Source organism: Pseudomonas sp. MYb13 (assembly GCF_002980075.1).
Taxonomy (GTDB): domain Bacteria; phylum Pseudomonadota; class Gammaproteobacteria; order Pseudomonadales; family Pseudomonadaceae; genus Aquipseudomonas; species Aquipseudomonas lurida.
On record NZ_PCQI01000006.1, the window covers coordinates 229,494 to 247,014 of the forward strand.

Annotated in this window: 21 protein-coding genes; 14 read left to right on the top strand and 7 right to left on the bottom strand. The window is 59.9% G+C overall.

Annotated features, from left to right (window positions below):
* Positions 1-65: 65 nt before the first annotated feature.
* Positions 66-395, top strand: a complete 330-nt coding sequence (locus tag CQ002_RS14105; protein ID WP_069078201.1) for a hypothetical protein — start codon at positions 66-68, stop codon at positions 393-395.
* Between the two features lie 6 nt (positions 396-401).
* Here the strand turns inward: CQ002_RS14105 and CQ002_RS14110 are convergent, their stop codons facing one another.
* A complete protein-coding gene (locus CQ002_RS14110; RefSeq protein ID WP_034109271.1) occupies positions 402-1,037 on the bottom strand; it encodes a LysE family translocator in 636 nt (211 codons plus the stop codon).
* A gap of 157 nt (positions 1,038-1,194) precedes the next feature.
* Here CQ002_RS14110 and CQ002_RS14115 point away from each other — a divergent pair, with 157 nt between their 5' ends.
* Positions 1,195-1,566: a PH domain-containing protein gene (locus CQ002_RS14115; RefSeq protein WP_098467339.1), complete on the top strand. Its 372-nt coding sequence runs from the start codon at positions 1,195-1,197 to the stop codon at positions 1,564-1,566.
* A 119-nt stretch (positions 1,567-1,685) separates the two neighbouring features.
* Here CQ002_RS14115 and CQ002_RS14120 read toward each other — a convergent pair whose 3' ends face one another.
* Positions 1,686-2,261, bottom strand: a complete 576-nt coding sequence (locus tag CQ002_RS14120) for a PIN domain-containing protein (RefSeq protein WP_034109273.1) — start codon at positions 2,259-2,261, stop codon at positions 1,686-1,688.
* Entirely contained in the window at positions 2,258-2,728 is a 471-nt protein-coding gene (locus tag CQ002_RS14125; RefSeq protein WP_034109274.1) for a helix-turn-helix domain-containing protein, read from the bottom strand. The genes CQ002_RS14120 and CQ002_RS14125 overlap by 4 nt, the downstream gene beginning before the upstream one ends.
* A 192-nt stretch (positions 2,729-2,920) precedes the next feature.
* On the opposite strand from CQ002_RS14125, the gene CQ002_RS14130 reads away from it, so the two are divergent.
* Genes CQ002_RS14130 through CQ002_RS14140 form a run of 3 tightly spaced genes read left to right on the top strand, consistent with a single transcriptional unit; the run spans position 2,921 to position 4,891 of the window.
* A complete protein-coding gene (locus CQ002_RS14130; RefSeq protein WP_105162834.1) occupies positions 2,921-4,084 on the top strand; it encodes an S-type pyocin domain-containing protein in 1,164 nt (387 codons plus the stop codon).
* Between the two features lie 14 nt (positions 4,085-4,098).
* Complete coding sequence (locus tag CQ002_RS14135; RefSeq protein WP_105162835.1) at positions 4,099-4,386, top strand: colicin E3-like toxin immunity protein; 288 nt, start codon at positions 4,099-4,101, stop codon at positions 4,384-4,386.
* 4 nt (positions 4,387-4,390) lie between these two features.
* Positions 4,391-4,891 (top strand): hypothetical protein, encoded by a 501-nt coding sequence (locus CQ002_RS14140; RefSeq protein ID WP_234010359.1) that lies wholly within the window; start codon positions 4,391-4,393, stop codon positions 4,889-4,891.
* Positions 4,892-4,901: 10 nt separating this feature from the next.
* On the opposite strand, the gene CQ002_RS14145 is transcribed toward CQ002_RS14140, so the two are convergent.
* From CQ002_RS14145 to CQ002_RS14155, 3 genes are all read right to left on the bottom strand, one after another.
* The gene (locus CQ002_RS14145) at positions 4,902-5,474 is read right to left on the bottom strand and encodes a hypothetical protein (protein ID WP_034109277.1); all 573 of its coding nucleotides are present in this window, start codon (positions 5,472-5,474) and stop codon (positions 4,902-4,904) included.
* A 384-nt stretch (positions 5,475-5,858) separates the two neighbouring features.
* Entirely contained in the window at positions 5,859-7,211 is a 1,353-nt protein-coding gene (locus tag CQ002_RS14150; RefSeq protein ID WP_034109278.1) for a sensor histidine kinase, read from the bottom strand.
* Positions 7,208-7,870, bottom strand: coding sequence for a response regulator (locus tag CQ002_RS14155; RefSeq protein ID WP_034109279.1), 663 nt, complete (start codon positions 7,868-7,870; stop codon positions 7,208-7,210). The genes CQ002_RS14150 and CQ002_RS14155 overlap by 4 nt, the downstream gene beginning before the upstream one ends.
* Before the next feature lie 147 nt (positions 7,871-8,017).
* Between CQ002_RS14155 and CQ002_RS14160 the strand changes: the two genes are divergently transcribed.
* From CQ002_RS14160 to CQ002_RS14180, 5 genes are all read left to right on the top strand, one after another.
* Positions 8,018-8,284: a PepSY domain-containing protein gene (locus CQ002_RS14160; protein ID WP_015885790.1), complete on the top strand. Its 267-nt coding sequence runs from the start codon at positions 8,018-8,020 to the stop codon at positions 8,282-8,284.
* The gene (locus CQ002_RS14165) at positions 8,284-8,829 is read left to right on the top strand and encodes a cytochrome b/b6 domain-containing protein (protein ID WP_034109280.1); all 546 of its coding nucleotides are present in this window, start codon (positions 8,284-8,286) and stop codon (positions 8,827-8,829) included. The genes CQ002_RS14160 and CQ002_RS14165 overlap by 1 nt, the downstream gene beginning before the upstream one ends.
* 22 nt (positions 8,830-8,851) lie before the next feature.
* Complete coding sequence (locus tag CQ002_RS14170; RefSeq protein WP_034109281.1) at positions 8,852-10,120, top strand: exo-alpha-sialidase; 1,269 nt, start codon at positions 8,852-8,854, stop codon at positions 10,118-10,120.
* Positions 10,120-10,731 (top strand): hypothetical protein, encoded by a 612-nt coding sequence (locus tag CQ002_RS14175; protein ID WP_034109282.1) that lies wholly within the window; start codon positions 10,120-10,122, stop codon positions 10,729-10,731. Before CQ002_RS14170 ends, CQ002_RS14175 begins: the two co-directional genes overlap by 1 nt.
* Before the next feature lie 72 nt (positions 10,732-10,803).
* A complete protein-coding gene (locus CQ002_RS14180) occupies positions 10,804-12,825 on the top strand; it encodes an LTA synthase family protein (RefSeq protein WP_034109384.1) in 2,022 nt (673 codons plus the stop codon).
* On the opposite strand, the gene CQ002_RS14185 is transcribed toward CQ002_RS14180, so the two are convergent.
* Complete coding sequence (locus CQ002_RS14185) at positions 12,826-13,200, bottom strand: cytochrome c family protein (protein ID WP_034109283.1); 375 nt, start codon at positions 13,198-13,200, stop codon at positions 12,826-12,828.
* A 184-nt stretch (positions 13,201-13,384) separates the two neighbouring features.
* On the opposite strand from CQ002_RS14185, the gene CQ002_RS14190 reads away from it, so the two are divergent.
* From CQ002_RS14190 to CQ002_RS14205, 4 genes are all read left to right on the top strand, one after another.
* Positions 13,385-13,765: a response regulator gene (locus CQ002_RS14190; protein ID WP_034109284.1), complete on the top strand. Its 381-nt coding sequence runs from the start codon at positions 13,385-13,387 to the stop codon at positions 13,763-13,765.
* Positions 13,766-13,960: 195 nt separating this feature from the next.
* Positions 13,961-14,575, top strand: coding sequence for a biliverdin-producing heme oxygenase (locus CQ002_RS14195; RefSeq protein WP_034109285.1), 615 nt, complete (start codon positions 13,961-13,963; stop codon positions 14,573-14,575).
* Positions 14,572-16,815 carry an ATP-binding protein gene (locus CQ002_RS14200; RefSeq protein WP_105162836.1) on the top strand — a complete coding sequence of 748 codons (2,244 nt, stop codon included), beginning with the start codon at positions 14,572-14,574 and terminating at the stop codon, positions 16,813-16,815. The genes CQ002_RS14195 and CQ002_RS14200 overlap by 4 nt, the downstream gene beginning before the upstream one ends.
* Positions 16,816-17,288: 473 nt before the next feature.
* Positions 17,289-17,495: a hypothetical protein gene (locus tag CQ002_RS14205; protein ID WP_034109287.1), complete on the top strand. Its 207-nt coding sequence runs from the start codon at positions 17,289-17,291 to the stop codon at positions 17,493-17,495.
* Positions 17,496-17,521 lie beyond the last annotated feature (26 nt).

The following is a 17,521-nucleotide window of genomic DNA, read 5'->3' on the forward strand; positions in this document are numbered from 1 at the left end:
GGTCTTTTTTTTCACGCGCAGAACAGTGATCATCGCCGTCCCCCACACCCCGAGGAACCGACACCATGGAATTGACGCTGGAAGCGGTTGCGCTTTTTGCACTGAAGCTGGTGCACGAGACGGACGGCGGCAGCCCAGTTTTGCGGGATGATCCGGTGATGGACGGGTATGAGCGGGAAGTGTTTGGGTTGTTGGTGCGGCAAGGCAATTTGGCCGTTATTCAATCCAAACTAGCGGAATGTGTCGATCAAGCACTTGAGGCATTGGGCGGCCCCGATACGGTGATGGGCCGCGAGCTGCAACGGTTGGCGAGTGACGTGCAACACGCTGCTCAGTTGGATGAACTGCGCGGACCACTGACCAACCTGAAGGATTACCTCAAAGACATCCAGTAAGGCGCTCTACCGCCGCCCTTCAACCGCCATCCGCACCGCCAACCCCATCAGCACCGAGCCCATCAGCCAGCGCTGCACCACTTGCCAGCCCGGGCGGGTGACAAAAAACACCGCGATCGAACCCGCCATGGTGGCAATCAGCGCGTTGACGCTCACACTGATGAAAATCTGCGTAAAGCCCAGCACCAAGGATTGCGCCAGCACACTGCCGTGGCCGTTCGGGTCGATGAACTGGGGCAGCAACGACATATACATCACCGCCACCTTGGGGTTCAGCAGGTTGGTCACCAGGCCCATGGTAAACAGCTTGCGCGGGCTGTCCTGGGGCAGGGACTGAACCTGGAACGGCGAACGGCCACCCGGCTTGATCGCCTGCCAGGCCAGGTAAGCCAGGTACAGTGCACCGCCCAATCGCAGGGCGTCGTAGGCAAATGGCACCGCCATCACCAACGCGGTGATCCCCAATGCCGCGCACAGCATGTACACCAAAAAGCCCAACGCAACGCCGCCCAAGGAAATAAAGCCCGCGGTACGCCCTTGGCAAATCGACCGCGAGATGAGGTAAATCATGTTCGGGCCGGGCGTCAGCACCATGCCGAGTGAAATCAGCGCATAGGCCAACCAGCTGGACACTTCAGGCATCGTTTGGCTCCTTGATTGTTGTTCTGTCGACGTGAAACATTTGGCCAACGTTGTAGGCTTGGACGCCATGGTAGGGCGTTCAAAATGCGCGTGTTAGATACAGATCCGCGAGCAAAACGTCATACACCCACCGCACCACTCACCCAAGGGCAGGCCCATGATCGACTTCAACAACAAAGGCTTCTTCAAGCTCAAGCAAAACAATGAATACGCCGAACGCGTCTCGGCCCTGCTGCTCGACGGTGAGGAAGTGGTCGACGCCTACAAGGCCATGCGTGACGGTGTGGTGTTCACCACCAAGCGCATCATCGCGGTGAACGTGCAAGGCATTACCGGCAGCAAGAAGGACTTCACCTCGCTGCCGTATAAGAACATCGTGGCGTATTCGGTGGAGACGTCCGGGACGTTTGATCTGGACTCGGAGCTGGAGATTTACTTTTCGTCGTTGGGGAAGGTGAAGTTCGAGTTCACGGGGAAGACGTCGATTGTGGAAATCTCGCGGTTGATTTCCAAGCATCTGCTGGGCTGATCGGCGGGCAAAAAAAGACCTTGGCGTCCCGAGGTCTTCTTTACTGCAGGCGCGCTATTGCCTTACGGTTTTTCAGGCGCAGTTACCCTCAGTCAAAGTCACACCTTCACATATAAAATTTATAGCATGACCTCATAAGGTCCAAGCAGCTTACTTGTCTGTGCCAGCCCTTGTCGCATCAACATCTCAAGATAACTTCCCGCCTCCATCGGAGGCCGCTTCAACGCCCGCCTCTGCTTTTGCGCAGCCCCCAGCACCGCCGCCTGATCCAGATCCCATAGATCCGAAATAAAGTCATCCGGATGCATCGGCTCAATGTCATAAGCAGACAGGATCTGCGTCGGGAAGTCTTTCAAATTGAAGGTCACAATAACCTCAGCTTTACTCCGAATTGCGGCCGCCAGTACGTGACGATCATCCGGATCGGGCAGATCCAAGCTCGAACACAGATCCTCATATCCAGTAACCAAAGCGTCAGGTATAGCCTTGTCCATCAGCGCTGACGTGCAATTCACATGCTCAGCAGTGAGATCGGGTCGGTTCTTGAGTACGTTGCGCTTCCACTCCTCATGAATCTGGCTAGTCCATCTCGCTCGATACAGCCCTGACAGGCCAAGCCACATCAGCAAATCCCTAAGCGCCGCCGGGTAGAGAACACAAGCATCATATACAGCGGTAAAAGGCGAACACCTCATCCGTCATACCCCATTCCCAGCTCCTGGGCCTGATTCGCCAGCGCTTCCATTGCTTCCTGGCTTTCCTCATCTCGCCGCTGCTTGAACGCCATCAAATCCGAAAACCGGATTCGCCGATGCCGACCGGTTTTTGTAAAGGGAATAGCGCCTTCCTCCAGCATCTTGACCAGGTGTGGCCGTGAAACGTTAAGCAGGTCAGCGGCCTCCTGCGAGGTGAGTTCGGCATGCACCGGGACTACCTTGACGGCATTGCCGATAGCCAACTCGCCCAGGATATCCACCAACAGGCGCAGTGCTGAGGTTGGGAGTACGAGGGTGTGGGGTTTGTCTTCTTTGTCAAAGATGTCGATGCGCTGGGTTTCAAATTTGGTCGATAGCAAGGACGCCAATTCGCGCTGGCCTTGTACGGCGGCTTCGACTTCCTTTTCCAGCGGAAGGATCGTTTTGGGAAGGTGATTGGTGATCATGATGCAGCTCCGGCGACACTTAATTCAGTTGCGACCGAAGCTAAACGAAACAAACGAAAATCGCAATATTCGAAACAAGTTGCCGAAGGAAGCACTGTCCACTTTTCCCACGCCAACCACCGAATTAAGCCGACATAACCTTCTGGGCCCCCCTCGTAGGCTCACTTCCTCGCACAAGGAAGTCAGCCCGTCATGTCAGAACGCTTTTATCCGCCCACCGAAGAAGCGATACGCAAACGACGGATCCTGACTCCGCAGCCATCGCGCGTGTCCTATTTGCCGTCTGTTGATTATTTCGAACCACCCCCTGCCCCGGCCCCCACGCTCGCCAAACCGCCCGGCTGCGTTTTCCTTAAGCCCTGCCAACTGCCTGACGGCATCACCCAATACTTCAACCCGGCCGGGTATGTCCCGCTGGAACTCATCAAGGAGTACGCCCATTTAAGCCTGCTGGGCGGGCGTGAGGTGGGCAGCCAGGGCACAGTCGCCTTGCGCAAGATTGGCGGCAGTGCACTGCCCGCAGGCCTGGGGCAATTGGCGTTGCGCTCGGCGGTTCTGGAGTCGGCGGTGACTGCCGTCGGGTCCGCTGCCGGGGGCCTGCTCACGGGGTTGGTGGCGCTGGCCTGGCCGTCGGAGCTGGGTGATAGCGCGCTCTACAGCGAGGAGCAGTTACGCACGATGCAACGGGCGCGTTCGCACATGCGTCTGCATATCGAGCAACGCGAGGACGGCACGCTCAAGGGGTATGGGTTTTACACGGGCAACCATGCCGATTGGCAAATGATTGATGTGGTGCAGTTCCAACACCGTGGCGATCAGTTTGTGGCAGATCTGGATGAGGGTGTGGAGTTGATCTGGACGCCCGCCGTTGATCCAAGTGACACCTTAGGTATTCCAGCCTTGGAGGCTGCGCCGCAAGCGCCAGTGATCTGGATTTATCCGCCGACGGAGAAGGCCGCGCAGATTCTGGTGAACCCGATTTATCCACCGGAGTACCGGGATTTTATCCTGGTGTTCCCGGCGGAGTCGGGGGTTCGGCCGCTGTATGTGGTGGTGAATGAGCCTCGGAAGGGCTTGAAAAACCCAGACCACAGTTACTTTCCGGCACCCAAAACCGAGGACATTACGGGTTTCCCTGGTTTGATAGAACAGAAGAGAAAGACGCGAAAACGTAATGGTGGCGGTCTTCGGGAGCGTTGGAAGGACGCGAAAGGAAAGCGACTTTTTGAATGGGATTCAGAAAAAGGTGAACTGGAAGTCTACCGATACAGTGATGTGAAACACCTAGGTTCATTTGACCCTTATACCGGTGAGCGGCGTGGCCCGGCCAAAGATGAAAGACGTATAGAGAAATAAGTGGAGCGTTTGCGATGGCAATGAAAATACGGTTGCAATGGTTCAACAAACAAACAGAAATCCTGGAGGCAGCTGAATACTCAGCAGACTTTGAGGAAGACAACAGTATTCTTGAAGAACTCGATTTACACGAGGAACCGCAAATCTATGCAGGCGGATTTGACGTACTCCCAAGTTGGATAGTGATTCTTCAGCCACATTTCCGGCGGGTGATAGAGCCCGATCTTTTCGACTTCCAGATTTCTTTTCACTACCAAGGCGCCTGGCCACCGCCCCCAAAGCAACCCAAAAAGGCGTCCTGATGTGATGAAACCCACACTGCAAAAGCCCGTCCTCTACCGCTCAGTCAACACCCGAACCCACGGCGTGCGCCACGGCAGTTGTCGCGCCTACCGGTACGAGCGGCACACCAAAAGCGAAAAAGGCAAACTTTCAAACCGCGGCTCGATGCACAGCCATCTACGACACGGCTTTGATTACACCCCGCTATTCCGGTTTCTCCTATCCAAAGTCGGCCACCCGTGGGATGAGGTTTTCAGCGAAGCCAAAGCCCGCTTGGATCGCCCGGAGCCCGTATTCTGGATCGTTGCGATGCATGAAGGCGACAAGGAGGAGTCCGTGAGAACGGATGAGAACAGCTACTACAGCGGTTTGTGTATCGACGAAGCAGGCCTGCTGCAAAAGGTCAACCCACAGCTGACACCCGAGCAGATGAAACCCGATTGTGATTGCTGCACCCATACGTTCAACGGTGTGGTACTCGCCCGCCCTTTTCCACGCAAACGGCGGGCAACACCCACCGCTTAATCAACCCTACTCACCCCGCCTTCGCTTCACTCCCCGCCCCACCAATCAACACACGATTCCCCGGATCCGTAATATCAAACACCTGCAGCGCACACGCCGAAGGATCCAGCTTGAACTGAAACTCCACCAGGTACACCTTTGCCTTCTCCGGGCTGAAGGTGCTCATCACCGGCCCACAGCTGTAGTAAACCCCGTTGCCCCGATTGCTCGCCGTGCTGGCCACGGTGAGTTGCTTGCCAGGATCGGCCTGGATTTCCAGCTGTGGAAAACGCTTGAACCCTGCACTGGCAACGGTTTGGTTGAGCTTGGCGATCCAGTTGAGGACGCGGCCTTCGCCAGTGTCCATCACGGTGCCGAGGGTTTCCATGCGCTGGTCGGGGTCGCCTTCGCGGCGGATCGAGAACTCCACGGGGGCGGTGCCGCCGTAGGCTTTCATGATGACTTTGGCGTGATCCGCATCGACGGCCACGGTTTTCTGCCGAAACTGGATGCCGTCCTTGAGCAGGCTGGGCGATGAGTCGCGTTGGTTGGATTGGCAGGCGCCCAGTGAGAGGGCGATGCAAAGCAGCGCGATGCGCTTCATGGGGATGTCCTTATCGGGGATGTAGAGTGAGAACTGGACCCGAATTTAAACAAATTGTTCCGCACGGGGGATGTGTGCCTGTCGGGCTGAAGGACAGCAGCGATACAGGCATTGTGGTTTGGCAGGCATACCGAGGTGATGCCTTCGCAGCCTCGCCAGGGCTCGACAGCGCCCACATTTAATCGGCGTCGCAGCAAAAATTGCGCTCACACTTCAGACCTAAATAAAGCCGACACCGCACATCCCCTGTGGGAGCTGTCGAGCTTCAGCGAGGCTGCGAAAGCGATGTATCAGCCGAAGAAGATACCCGCAATGCCGCCGCCATCGCAGCCTCGCCAGGGCTCGACAGCTCCCACATTTAATCGGCGTCGCTCTGCGCTCCCCTTAGGGCTCGTTAAACACCAACCGCGCACATAACCCACCCTGCTTGCGGTTATGCAGTGCCAACCGGCAGCCGATCTTGCCGACGATCATCTGCACGATCGCCAACCCCAGCCCTGCGCCATTGGCATTGCCACGGCTGTAAAACCGCTCGAACAGGCGCTCGATGTGCGCCTCTTGAATCCCCGGTCCCTGGTCTTTCACGCTCAGGCAATGAGCACCAATCACCACTTTCACTTCGCTGCCCACAGGGGAAAAATTGAGGGCATTGGTGACCAGGTTCTGGAACGCAATGGCCAATGCCACAGGCTCGGTTTCTACCCAGCAATCCTCATTGCCTTCGAGCACCAGTTCCACCCCTTTTTCCATGGCCAGTGGCGTCAACTCGGCGAGTTCTTCGCGCACCAGTTCGGTCAGGTGCACACGCCCGCACACGGGGTTGTTCAACTGCGGTTCGATGCGCGCCATGGTCAGCAATTGGCTGCCGATGCGCGTGGCGCGGTCGACACCGTTGACCAGGAACTCCAACGCTTCGCCGCGCTGCTCCTCGGTGACAGCAGTCTGCGCGTTCTGGGCGTGAATGCGCAGGATCGCCAGCGGTGTGCGCAGTTCATGGGCAGCGTCGGCGATGAAACGGCGTTCGCGCTCCAGCAGCTCATCCACTTGAACCAACAGGCGGTTAAGCGCGGTTTGCATGGGTTCCAAGTCGCTGGGCAAAGGCTTGAGGTGCAAGGGTTGCAAGGTTTCGGCAGTCCGCCCACGGATGGACAGGGCCATCGCGCGCAGGGGTGTGAAGCCCCAGCCGATCACCAGCCAGATCAACAGCGCCAGCAACGGCACGCCGATCAGCGTCGGCCAGAGGGTGTGGCGCACGATACGCTGGATCAGGTCCTGGCGTATGTCATCGCGCTCGCCCACCCAGATCAGCAGCCCTTGCTGCGGGTCGGCGAGGAGGAAGGCGCACCAGTCGTTGCCGTTGTCCATCAGGTCGTGGGAACCGAGGGTCGCCGGCGGCGCTGCCAACACGGGGGCTTCGGCAGAGCGCACGAGCAATTCACCCTCACGGTTCCATACCTGGAAGGTCAGGCGAGTTTCATAGGGGTGGGCCACGCCATCCTCCCCCACGCGACTCATGGCCTGGTCGAACGCCTGGTACAAACGCTCCCAATCCGCTTCCCCTGGATCACGCTGGCGCAGCACACCTTGGAGCAGACGCGCACTCTGGGCGAGCTGGGCATCGTAGACTTCTTCGATCTCGTGGTGGCTGTCGCGCAGCACCAACCAACTGATCAGGGCGTCACCCGCCAGGATCAGCAGTAATACCGGGATGAGGATACGCGCGCGGACCGAGGTCATGGCTTGAGCGCCAGCACATAGCCGACACCGCGCACAGTGCGGATCAGCTCGGTGGATAATTTTTTACGCAGGTTGTGGATCAGCACTTCCAAGGTGTTGCTCTCGACCCGATCCTGCCAGCCATACAACGCACGCGACAACCGCTCGCGGGTCACGACTTTGCCGGGGCGCACCATCAGTTGGTGCAGCAGTTGGTATTCCATCGGGGTGACGATGATGTCGGCGTCCTGGTAGCGCACCTGCTGGGTGACCGGGTCGAGGCTGATGCCGGCGTGTTCCAGCATCGGTTGCGCGCGGCCCTGGCTGCGGCGCAGCAGGGCGCGCACGCGGGCCTTGAGTTCTTCCACATCGAATGGCTTGACCAGGTAGTCGTCGGCACCCGCGTCCAGGCCGGCGATGCGTTCGCTGGTGCCGTCTCGCGCGGTGAGGATCAGAACCGGCACGTCGTGTTGCTCGGCGCGCAATTGCTGCAACAGATCAAGGCCATCGAGGCGCGGCAAGCCGAGGTCGAGCAGCAACAGGTCGAAGCTTTCCGTGCGCAGGGCATGCAGGGCCGCGAGGCCATCCTGCAACCAATCGAGGGTATAGCCTTCGGCGCCCAACGCCACGCGAATCCCCTGGCCGAGGGCACGGTCATCTTCGACAAGGAGTAGGCGCATAGTAAAATCTCTGTAGGAATCGGCGGCATCATGCCGGGTTCTGGCCCAGGCTATTTCGGCAAAGATGTTACGGCGCATTGCCAACTAAGGTTGCGCTAAGGTTGGTTTTGCACTGTGAAACCTCCCACTTCTGCTGAGAGCTTTTCCATGCGCAAAATTCTCCTGCTGTCCCTGATTCTCGCCAGCCCCCTGGCCGTCGCCGGCCCGCAGTGCACTACCGCCGAGCGCTCGCAATGGCAAGACGAAAAGGCCTTCCAGGACAAGCTCAAGGCCGAAGGCTACACAATCAGCAAGTTCAAGGTCACTGACGGCAACTGCTACGAGATCTACGGCTTCGACAAAGACAAGCGCAAGGTCGAGATCTACCACGACCCGGTCACCGGCAAAGCCGTGAAGACCGAGATCAAGGGCTGATGCCAGGCGAATCCCTGCGCCTGTGGGACCCGCTGGTGAGGCTGTTTCATCTGTCGATCGCCGGGGTCTTTGTCGCCAATTACTTCTTTAACGAAGCAGGCGATGACTGGCATGTCTGGCTGGGCTACTACGCCATGGCCTGGCTGCTGGTACGCGTGGTGTGGGGATTTGTCGGACCGCGCAGCGCGCGCTGGGCGGACTTTTGGCCGACGCCGAAACGCCTGAATGCGCACTTGCGCTCGTTGCTAAACCGAAGGCCCCAGCATCGCCTGGGGCATTCGCCGATTGGCGCGCTGGTGATGCTGTTGATGTTGCTGGCGTTGCTGACCATCGGCACCAGCGGCTTCCTGATGCAGGAAGTCGACGCGTTATGGGGCGCCGACTGGCCCCGGCAAATCCACGAGACCGCCGCCAATGTGCTGCTGGGGCTGGTCTGTGTGCATGTGCTGGCCGCCATCGTTGAAAGCCTCCAGGTGCGGGACAACCTGCCGTTATCCATGCTCACCGGTCGCAGGAAGCGCCTGCCGGATGAGCGTGCGCAGTAACCCTTTTACCCACAGGTCCCCTATGCGCTCCGTCTTATTGATATTCAGCCTGCTGGGGGTATTTTTTGCCGCCTGGCAGAGCCATCCGCCCCATGTATTGGCACCGTTTGCCCAGGCCAGCCCGAACACGGCAAAAGTGGCGGCCCCGGCGCAGTACAGCAGCCGGTTCGTGTCCACCCAGCTCACCGACTTCGTGCACTCGTCGTCCGTTACCGCCCTGCCCGGCGGTGACTTGATGGCGGTGTGGTTCGCCGGCTCGCGCGAGGGCGCCGCCGACGTGCAGGTGCGCACCGCACGCTTTGATGCGCGCAGCGGCGAATGGGGTGCCGAGCAGGTCCTGGCCACGCGCGAAAGCACCCGCGATGGCACCCAACGCTACATTCGCAAACTGGGCAACCCGGTCATCGCCCTGGGGCCGGACAAACGCCTGTGGATGTTTTACGTGTCGGTGTCAGTCGGCGGCTGGGCCACCAGTGCAATCAACCTGATGGTGTCGGACGACCTGGGCGCCAGCTGGTCGCCGCCGAGGCAACTGGTGACCTCGCCGTTCTTCAATATCAGCACCCTGGTGCGCGCCGCGCCGGTGTTCCATGCCGACGGTTCCATCGGCCTGCCGGTGTACCACGAGTTCATGGGCAAGTTTGCCGAATACCTGTACCTGAGCGCCGACGGGGCGGTGATCGATAAATTCCGCATCAGCCGCGGCAAGAACTCATTGCAACCGACCATCGTGCCACTGGATGGCAAGCGCGCCGTGGCGATGTTGCGCTATGCCGGCGACACCCATCACCGCGTCCTTGCCAGCCGCACCGAAGACGCCGGGCAAACCTGGAGCGAGCCGTACCCGCTGGAGCCGGCCAACCCCAATTCCTCACTGGCAGCAGTGGGCACCCAGGATGACGGCTTGCTGGTGGCGCTCAACGACCTGCAGGATGGCCGCTTCAAGCTCAGCCTCTACGGCACCGACGCCCAGCTCAGCCAATGGCGCACGGTGGTAGAGCTGGACCAGTCACCCGACCCGCTCGGCCAACCGTTTTCGCCCCAGGCCTATAAAGAAATCATCGGCGAAGGTTTCCGCGCTTCCAGTGGCGCCAGGCGCCTGCCGCTGGAGCAGCGCTTTCTCAGCAACCTCGATTACCGCGTGTGCAAACCCCAGGGCTGTGACTTCGAATACGAGTACCCGTACTTCAGCCGCAGCCCGGACGGCATGTACCACTTGGTGTACTCGTGGAATAACACCTTTATCAAACATGTCAGCTTCAACGAAGCCTGGCTGGCGGAGCGCCTGTAATGGTTTCTTTATGGCAGGCTCATTTGAGTTTCGTGCTGCTGGGGTTTGTGCTGTTGAGTGCGTTTCGATTCAGCGCTCCGTGGCGCCCGTGGTGGTTGCCGGTAGTGGCGGCGGTGAGTTTTATCCCGGTCAATGAGCTGCCGCTGGCGGCGTATGTGCGCAGTTTTACCGATGACCTGGCGATCACCACGCTGGTGTTGCTGGCGTGGGTTGTACTCCGCCGATTGGGGGTGGTACAGCCGATCAGCCGTGCGCATCAGGTGCAGATGTTGCTGCTGTTCGCAGTGTTGAGCCTGCTGCTGTACCCCGCCACCTTGGGCCTGACCTATGTCGATCCGTACCGCTGGGGCTTCAACCCTCGGCCCATGATTGTGCTGGTGGGTGCCTTGGCGCTGCTGATGCTGTGGCGCCGTAATGCACTGGCCGTGTGGATGCTGGCGGTGGGCACCCTGGCCTTCGCGCTGCGGCTCAAGGCGTCGGAAAACTATTGGGATTACCTGGTCGACCCGCTGTTGGCGGGTTACTGCGTGGTCGCGGGATTGATGCAACTCAAACTGTGGGAGCGGGCTTGCTCGCGAATGCGCAGAGTCAGGCAGCATGGCTGGCACTGAACCACTGCATTCGCGAGCAAACCCGCTCCCACAGTTGATTGTGGTGTTTATGAAATTGAGCAGAGGTCAATGATGGGTGCGTTGCAATCACGCCGCCTGCGCTACGGCGTGGGCGCGATCGGGTTGGTGTTTGCCTTGCTGGTCGCGCTGCGGCTGGTGTTCGTGCTGGGTTTTTCCGGCCTTGATCTGGGCACCCCGGCACTCTTGGAAACCTTGGGCATCGGCCTGCGTTTCGACCTGCGCCTGGCGGTGCTGCTCCTGTTGCCGCTGGCGCTGCTCGCCTGGATCCCACGCTGGAACCTGACCACACGCCCCGCCCTGCGCTGGCTGGCCCGCGCCTACCTGATGGTGGCACTGGCCGTGGTCGGCCTGGTGTACATCATCGACTTCGGCCACTACGCCTACCTTGGCGTGCGCATCAATGCGACGGTTCTGCGTTACCTGCAAGACGCACAGATTTCACAACAGATGGTGTGGGAAACCTATCCAGTGCTGTGGATAACCGCGTGCTGGCTGGCGGCGGTGGCGTTGTGGGTGTGGGCGTTGGTGTGCCTTGAGCGGTTGACCCTGGACCGTGCGCCCAGTGCCAGCGGCAAACTGTCTTTGGTGGCTGTTTCCATCATCGGCGTGGTCGGCGTGCTGCTGGCCCTGCTCGGTCGCGTCGCCAACCTCAACCTGGAGAATCCAGTGCCGCTGCGCTGGAGCGACGCGTTCTTCTCCGGCAACGCGCAGGTGGCGGCGGTGGGCCTGAACCCGGTGCTGTTTTTGTACGACACGCTCAAGGTTGGTCAATCGCAATTCGATGAAGCCCAGGTACGCGAGCATTACCCACAGGTCGCTCAGTACCTGGGCGTGGACCAGCCGGATGCCGAGCAACTGGACTTCACCCGCACACAAGGCGTGCAGCCTTATCGCCTGGCCGTCGAACGCCCGCCGAACGTGATCTTCGTGATGCTCGAATCCCTCGGCACCAGCGCCGTAGGTGCCTATGGCAATCCACTCAACCCCACACCGAACCTGGACAAACTGGCCACGCAAAGCTGGTTCTTCAAACACTTCTACGTCCCCGTCACGGGCACCGCCAAGACCGTGTGGGCGAGCATCACCGGCGTGCCGGATGTCACCCGCCAGGAGACCGCCACGCGTAACCCGCTGATCACGCGGCAACACACGCTGATCAACGCCTTCGAGGGCTACCAGAAGTTCTACATGATCGGTGGCAACGCCGGCTGGGCGAATATCAATGCCCTGATCCGCCAGAGCATCGAAGGCGTGCAGCTGTTTGAAGAGCGCCACTGGCGTTCGCCACGGGTAGACGTGTGGGGCATTTCCGACCTGGACTTGTTCAAGGAAGGCGACGCATTACTGCGCGCTGTACCCAAGGCGCAGCCCTTCTTCGCCTACCTGCAAACCTCCGGCAATCACCGCCCGTTCACCATCCCCGAGCACAACGATGGCTTCCAGGTCAGCGACGTGACACTGGAGCAGGCCCAGGCCGCCGGCTCACGCAGCGTCGAGCAATACAACGCAGTGCGCCTGCTGGACTACAACATCGGCCGGCTGATGGAAATCGCCAAGGCAGGCGGTTACTACGACAACAGCATCTTTGTGTTCTTTGGCGACCACAACACGCGCATCAGCCAGATCCCCCACATGGCGCCCGCTTTCGAACAGTTGGGCCTGGAAAGCAACAACGTGCCACTGCTGATCCATGCGCCCGGCCTGCAACCCCGGGTGATCGAAGAAGCCGTCGGCCTGGCAGACCTGCTACCCACGGTAGCCGGCATGGCGGGCGTGCCGTTTCGCAATGGCACGATGGGCCGGGATATCCAGCAACCGGCGCCGGAAGGCGAACGCATGGTGCCGCTGGTACTGCAGGAAGGCACCTTCCCGATCATCGGTGGCGTGACCCAGGACTTCCTGCTGCAGATGCAGCACGACGGCAGTTCACCGACCCTGCATGACCTGGCGTCCCTCACCCCGCGGGACGACGTGGCCGCGCAGCATCCCGAGGAGTTCCAGCGTTTGCAAGGCCTGACCCGAGGCCTGCACGAGAGTGCGCGGTTGATGCTGTTCAAGAACGTGCGGGAATGATTATTTCGGCTGGAACGTTTCGAGGTAGGCCAGGATGTTGTCAATCTTCTCCTGGTCACTGATGCCCCAGAAGATCATGCGCGTGCCGCTCACCACCTTCTTCGGCGCCTCGATATAGGCCGCGAGTTTGTCGCGGGTCCAGACCACGCCGGAGTTTTTCATCGCGTCGGAATACTGATAGTCGGTGGTCGTCCCCGCAGGACGGCCGATGATGCCATTGAGTTCCGGGCCAAAGCCCCCGCGTGCGCCCTCACCGATACTGTGGCAGCCGCCGCAGGTCTTCGCAAAGAGCTTGCCGCCCGCCTCGGCATCGCCGGCGGCGAAGGCCGACCCGGTGTTAAGGATCAGGGCGAGGGTGAACAAGGCGTACTTCATCAAAGGCTCCACGGCGGGCAACGGTAGACCGATTATGCCTGTATCGACATCACTCTGCCGCTTCTGGCAATCACCCGGGAAATGCTCTGGAACGACCACCCATCGCCCTCACACACATCCAATCGAACCTATTTCAGTCCCTCCCACTCCACCTTACTGAATCCCTGATGGAGGAGTAAGGATCATGGCTCAGCCATCGATTTTGGTACTGGAAGACGACGAAATCATTCGCGCGTTAATGGTCGATGTACTGGAGGATTTCGGTGCAGTCGTTACATCTTTTCCTTCGGCGGATGAGGGGATGATTTACCTGGAGCGGGGCGATGATCCGGTCGACCTGATTGTCAGCGACATCCAGATGCCGGGGCTGCTCAATGGCTATGACTTGAGCAAGGTGGTGGCCCACCGTTGGCCAACGGTGCCGGTGGTGCTCACCTCGGGCAACACTAAACTGGCGGCGCAACTGGGAGGCTCGGTGCGATTTTTGCCCAAGCCGTGGAGCACTGAGCATCTGCTTCAGTGCGTACAGACGGCGTTGACCCAGCAAGGCTTGTCCATGCACTGATAGCGTCGCGACATCACCTGAACCGAACTTCAGGGTGCCTTTTAGGGTCATTATTGGAGCAAGGAGCGACTTTTCTGATCCGCTGGTCAGCCTTTTCGCCCTGTGCGTTCAGTTGATGGCCATGAGGTGTGTAGAATCGCCGCCCATTTCCACGCGTCATTCATGGCCGAGAGGCCCACACTTCGAGCTTATTGAATGCATTCACAGGCCCATGACGTTGGTGCGCCCTCATTGCTGGAGTCGTTGCGCACCGGCACGGCCCTGCTGCACGTAGCGTTGGAAAAGCGCTTGCCGTTTTTTTCCGAGCGACTGGATGCCGACTGGTACCAACGTTTGCTCCAGGCGTACTACGGCTTTTATGCGCCGATGGAAGCGGCACTGTACGACTGTGAGTTGATCCCCGAAGGCTTCGACCAGGCGATGCGTGTGAAAACGCCAACGCTGGTGAGGGACCTCTACGCCCTTGGCCTGGATGACCACGCCATCAACGCTTTGCCCCGCTGCGCCAACCTGCCCCCGCTGGACACACCCGCTGCCTGCCTCGGTGCCTTGTATGTACTGGAGGGCGCGACCTTGGGCGGCCAAGTGTTGCGTCGGGAAATGGCCCAGCGCCTGGGCCTGGAGGCCGACACCGGAGGCGCGTTCCTGAACGTCTACGGCATAGAAACCGGCCGCCGCTGGAAGGATTTTCTCGATTACCTGGGCAGCATGCCACTGGACGCCCCTGCCCGGCAGCGCGCGGTGGATGCAGCCCGTTCGACGTTCAGCTGCTTTGAGCAATGGCTCGACAGCCAGGAGGTACTGCTATGAAACCCGACGATTTTGAAGAGCTGCTTGCCAACTGCGCCGACGAGCCTATCCGTTTTCCGGGGGCGATCCAGCCCCACGGCGTGCTGCTGACGTTGTCGGAACCGGACCTGAAGATCATTCAGATCAGCGCCAACGTCGCCACCTTGTTCGGGCACGCCGCCGAGTCACTGCTCGACCAGCCGCTGCACACCCTGGTCGGCGCCGAACACGCCAAGGCCGTTGCCGCCATGGCCGAGAACAACACGTTTTTCGATGCCCCTGCGCTGCACGTCACCTTCAACGGCGCGGAATTCGAAGGCCTGCTGCACCGCCATCAGAACGTGCTGGTGCTGGAGTTCGAACCGCGGCTCAAGGATTTCCGCCCACGGTCGCAGAATGCTCGCAGCAGCGACCTGGGCAAAATGCTGCAACGCTTGCAGGCGGCGAAAACCCTGCAAGCGCTGTACGAAATCAGTGTGAACGAAATCCAGGCCATCACCGGCTACGACCGCGTCCTGATTTACCGCTTCGAAGAAGAAGGCCATGGCCAAGTGATTGCCGAAGCCTCGGCGCCGTCCATGGAACTCTTCAACGGGCTGTTCTTCCCCGCGTCCGACATCCCGGAGCAGGCCCGCGAGTTGTATCGCACCAACTGGCTGCGCATCATCCCGAATGCGGCCTATGAGCCGGTGCCGCTGCTGCCCAAGCTGCGCCCGGACACTGGCCAGCCGCTGGACTTGAGCTTTTCCACCCTGCGCAGTGTGTCGCCGATTCACTGCCAGTACATGCAGAACATGGGCGTGCTGTCGTCCATGAGCATCTCGCTGATGAAGGGCGATAAACTCTGGGGCCTGATCAGTTGCGGTAACCGCCAGCCGCTGCTGGTGCCGAACGATCTTCGCACCACTTGCCAGACCATCGGCCAGGTGCTTTCACTGCAGATCAGCGCCATGGAAGCCCTGGACCTGAGCCGTCAGCGTGAAGAAAAAGTCGAGGCCCTGGCCCGGTTGGATCAAGCGATGAAGAGTTCGAACGACAATGTGTTCGACGGCCTGGCCCAGCAAGGTCAGTTGCTGATGGAGCTGACCTTGTCCGGCGGCGTGGCCATTATCGAAGACAAGCAACTGCACCGCTATGGCAACTGCCCGGAGCCGGCGCAGATCCGCGCCTTGCACAAGTGGCTCCAGAAAAGCGGCGAGCCGGTGTTTTCCAGCCATAACCTGGTGTCAGTGTACCCGCCGGCAGTGGAGTTCCAGCAGGTGGCCAGCGGTGTATTGGCCATGAGCCTGCCCAAGCCCGTGGACAACGGCGTGCTGTGGTTTCGCCCGGAAGTGAAAGAGAACATCAATTGGAGCGGCAACCCAGATAAGCCGCTGGCCCTGGAAAACTCTAACGGTGGCCTGCGCCTTCGCCCACGTACATCGTTTGAAATCTGGAAAGTGGAAATGGCCGGCATTTCCACCAAGTGGAGCCATGGCGACCGTTTCGCCGCCAACGACCTGCGCCGCTCGGCCCTGGAAAACGACTTGGCGCGACAGGTGCTGCGCGAACAACAAGCCGTACGCGCGCGTGATGAGCTGGTGGCGGTGGTGTCCCACGACCTGCGCAACCCGATGACCGTGATTTCCATGCTGTGCGGCATGATGCAAAAAGCCTTCAGTTCTGATGGCCCGCACACCTCGCGTCGGATTTCCTCGGCCATCGACACGATGCAACAGGCTGCCGGGCGCATGAACGTGCTGCTGGAAGACCTGCTCGACACCTCGAAAATCGAGGCCGGACGGTATGTGGTCAAGCCAGTGACGCTCGACGTGAGCCAGATGTTCGAAGAGGCTTACTCCTTGCTCGCACCGCTGGCGATGGAAAAGGGCATCGACCTGTCGTTCAACGCCGAGCCGGGCCTGCAGATCAATGGCGACCCTGAGCGTATGTTCCAGGTGTTGTCGAACCTGATCGGCAACGCCATCAAGTTCACCCCGCGCCAGGGCAATATCGGCATCAGCGCCATGAGCAATGGCGAGGAAATCGTCTTCTCGGTACGCGACTCCGGTGAGGGGATTGCGCCGGAACAACTGCCGCATGTGTTCGATCGGTATTGGACCCAGGCGGAAAACAACCCCACCGGCAGCGGCCTGGGGCTGTACATCACGCAAGGCATCGTCCAGGCCCATGGCGGCAAGATCGTTGCCGAAAGTGAAGTGGGCCGCGGCAGTGAGTTCCGTTTTACGGTGCCGAAGGTCATCAAGGACTCGCATGTCTGATGCGGTATGAATGTGGCGCCTGTGTGGGAGCCGGGCTTGCCCGCGATGCAGACGCCTCGGTGTATCAGTGATACCGAGGTGAAGCTATCGCAGGCAAGCCAGCTCCCACGCTTGTTTCGCGTTGCCAGGTAAGCCTCATACGGGCAGGCGCCATGGGCGGCACGGTCGATACGCGGGCGTGAGGGTTGCCGCTGACGACAGCCTGCACTACCTGCCGGATTGCGACAGCGCGTTACGCAACGTGGTGGCACACAATCGGCCGCGCTTGGTCTGCAAGCCAGGGACGGTGCGACGTCACCCCGCGCGCGCGATTGCACAAAACAGCCCGGGCAACGACTTCCAGCGTACGCCACAAGGGCCCGTCATATCTTGCAGCAGGGCGTTTATAGCTGGGCCGGTTTGCCCCCTATAAGTTTGGCTTCGCTTCGCTCCATGAGTCGAAGCATTCCCTACTGATCTAGAAGGAAACGCCCATGCTTGGCGCAATCAACCACACACTTGGCAACTTTCAATACCCCACGCTGCAGCAGGACGATGCAGGGCTGCTGCGCAAGAAGCGCAGCCTTGATGACACACGCATCCAACTGAACGCCGCGGATGTTCAAGGCTCGGCAGCCAATGACCGACAACGCAAAACCGGCGGTGGGCTAGACAGCCTGGGCCAAGGCAATCTGCTTTAACCCACTATGATGCGAAGGGCTGTGCA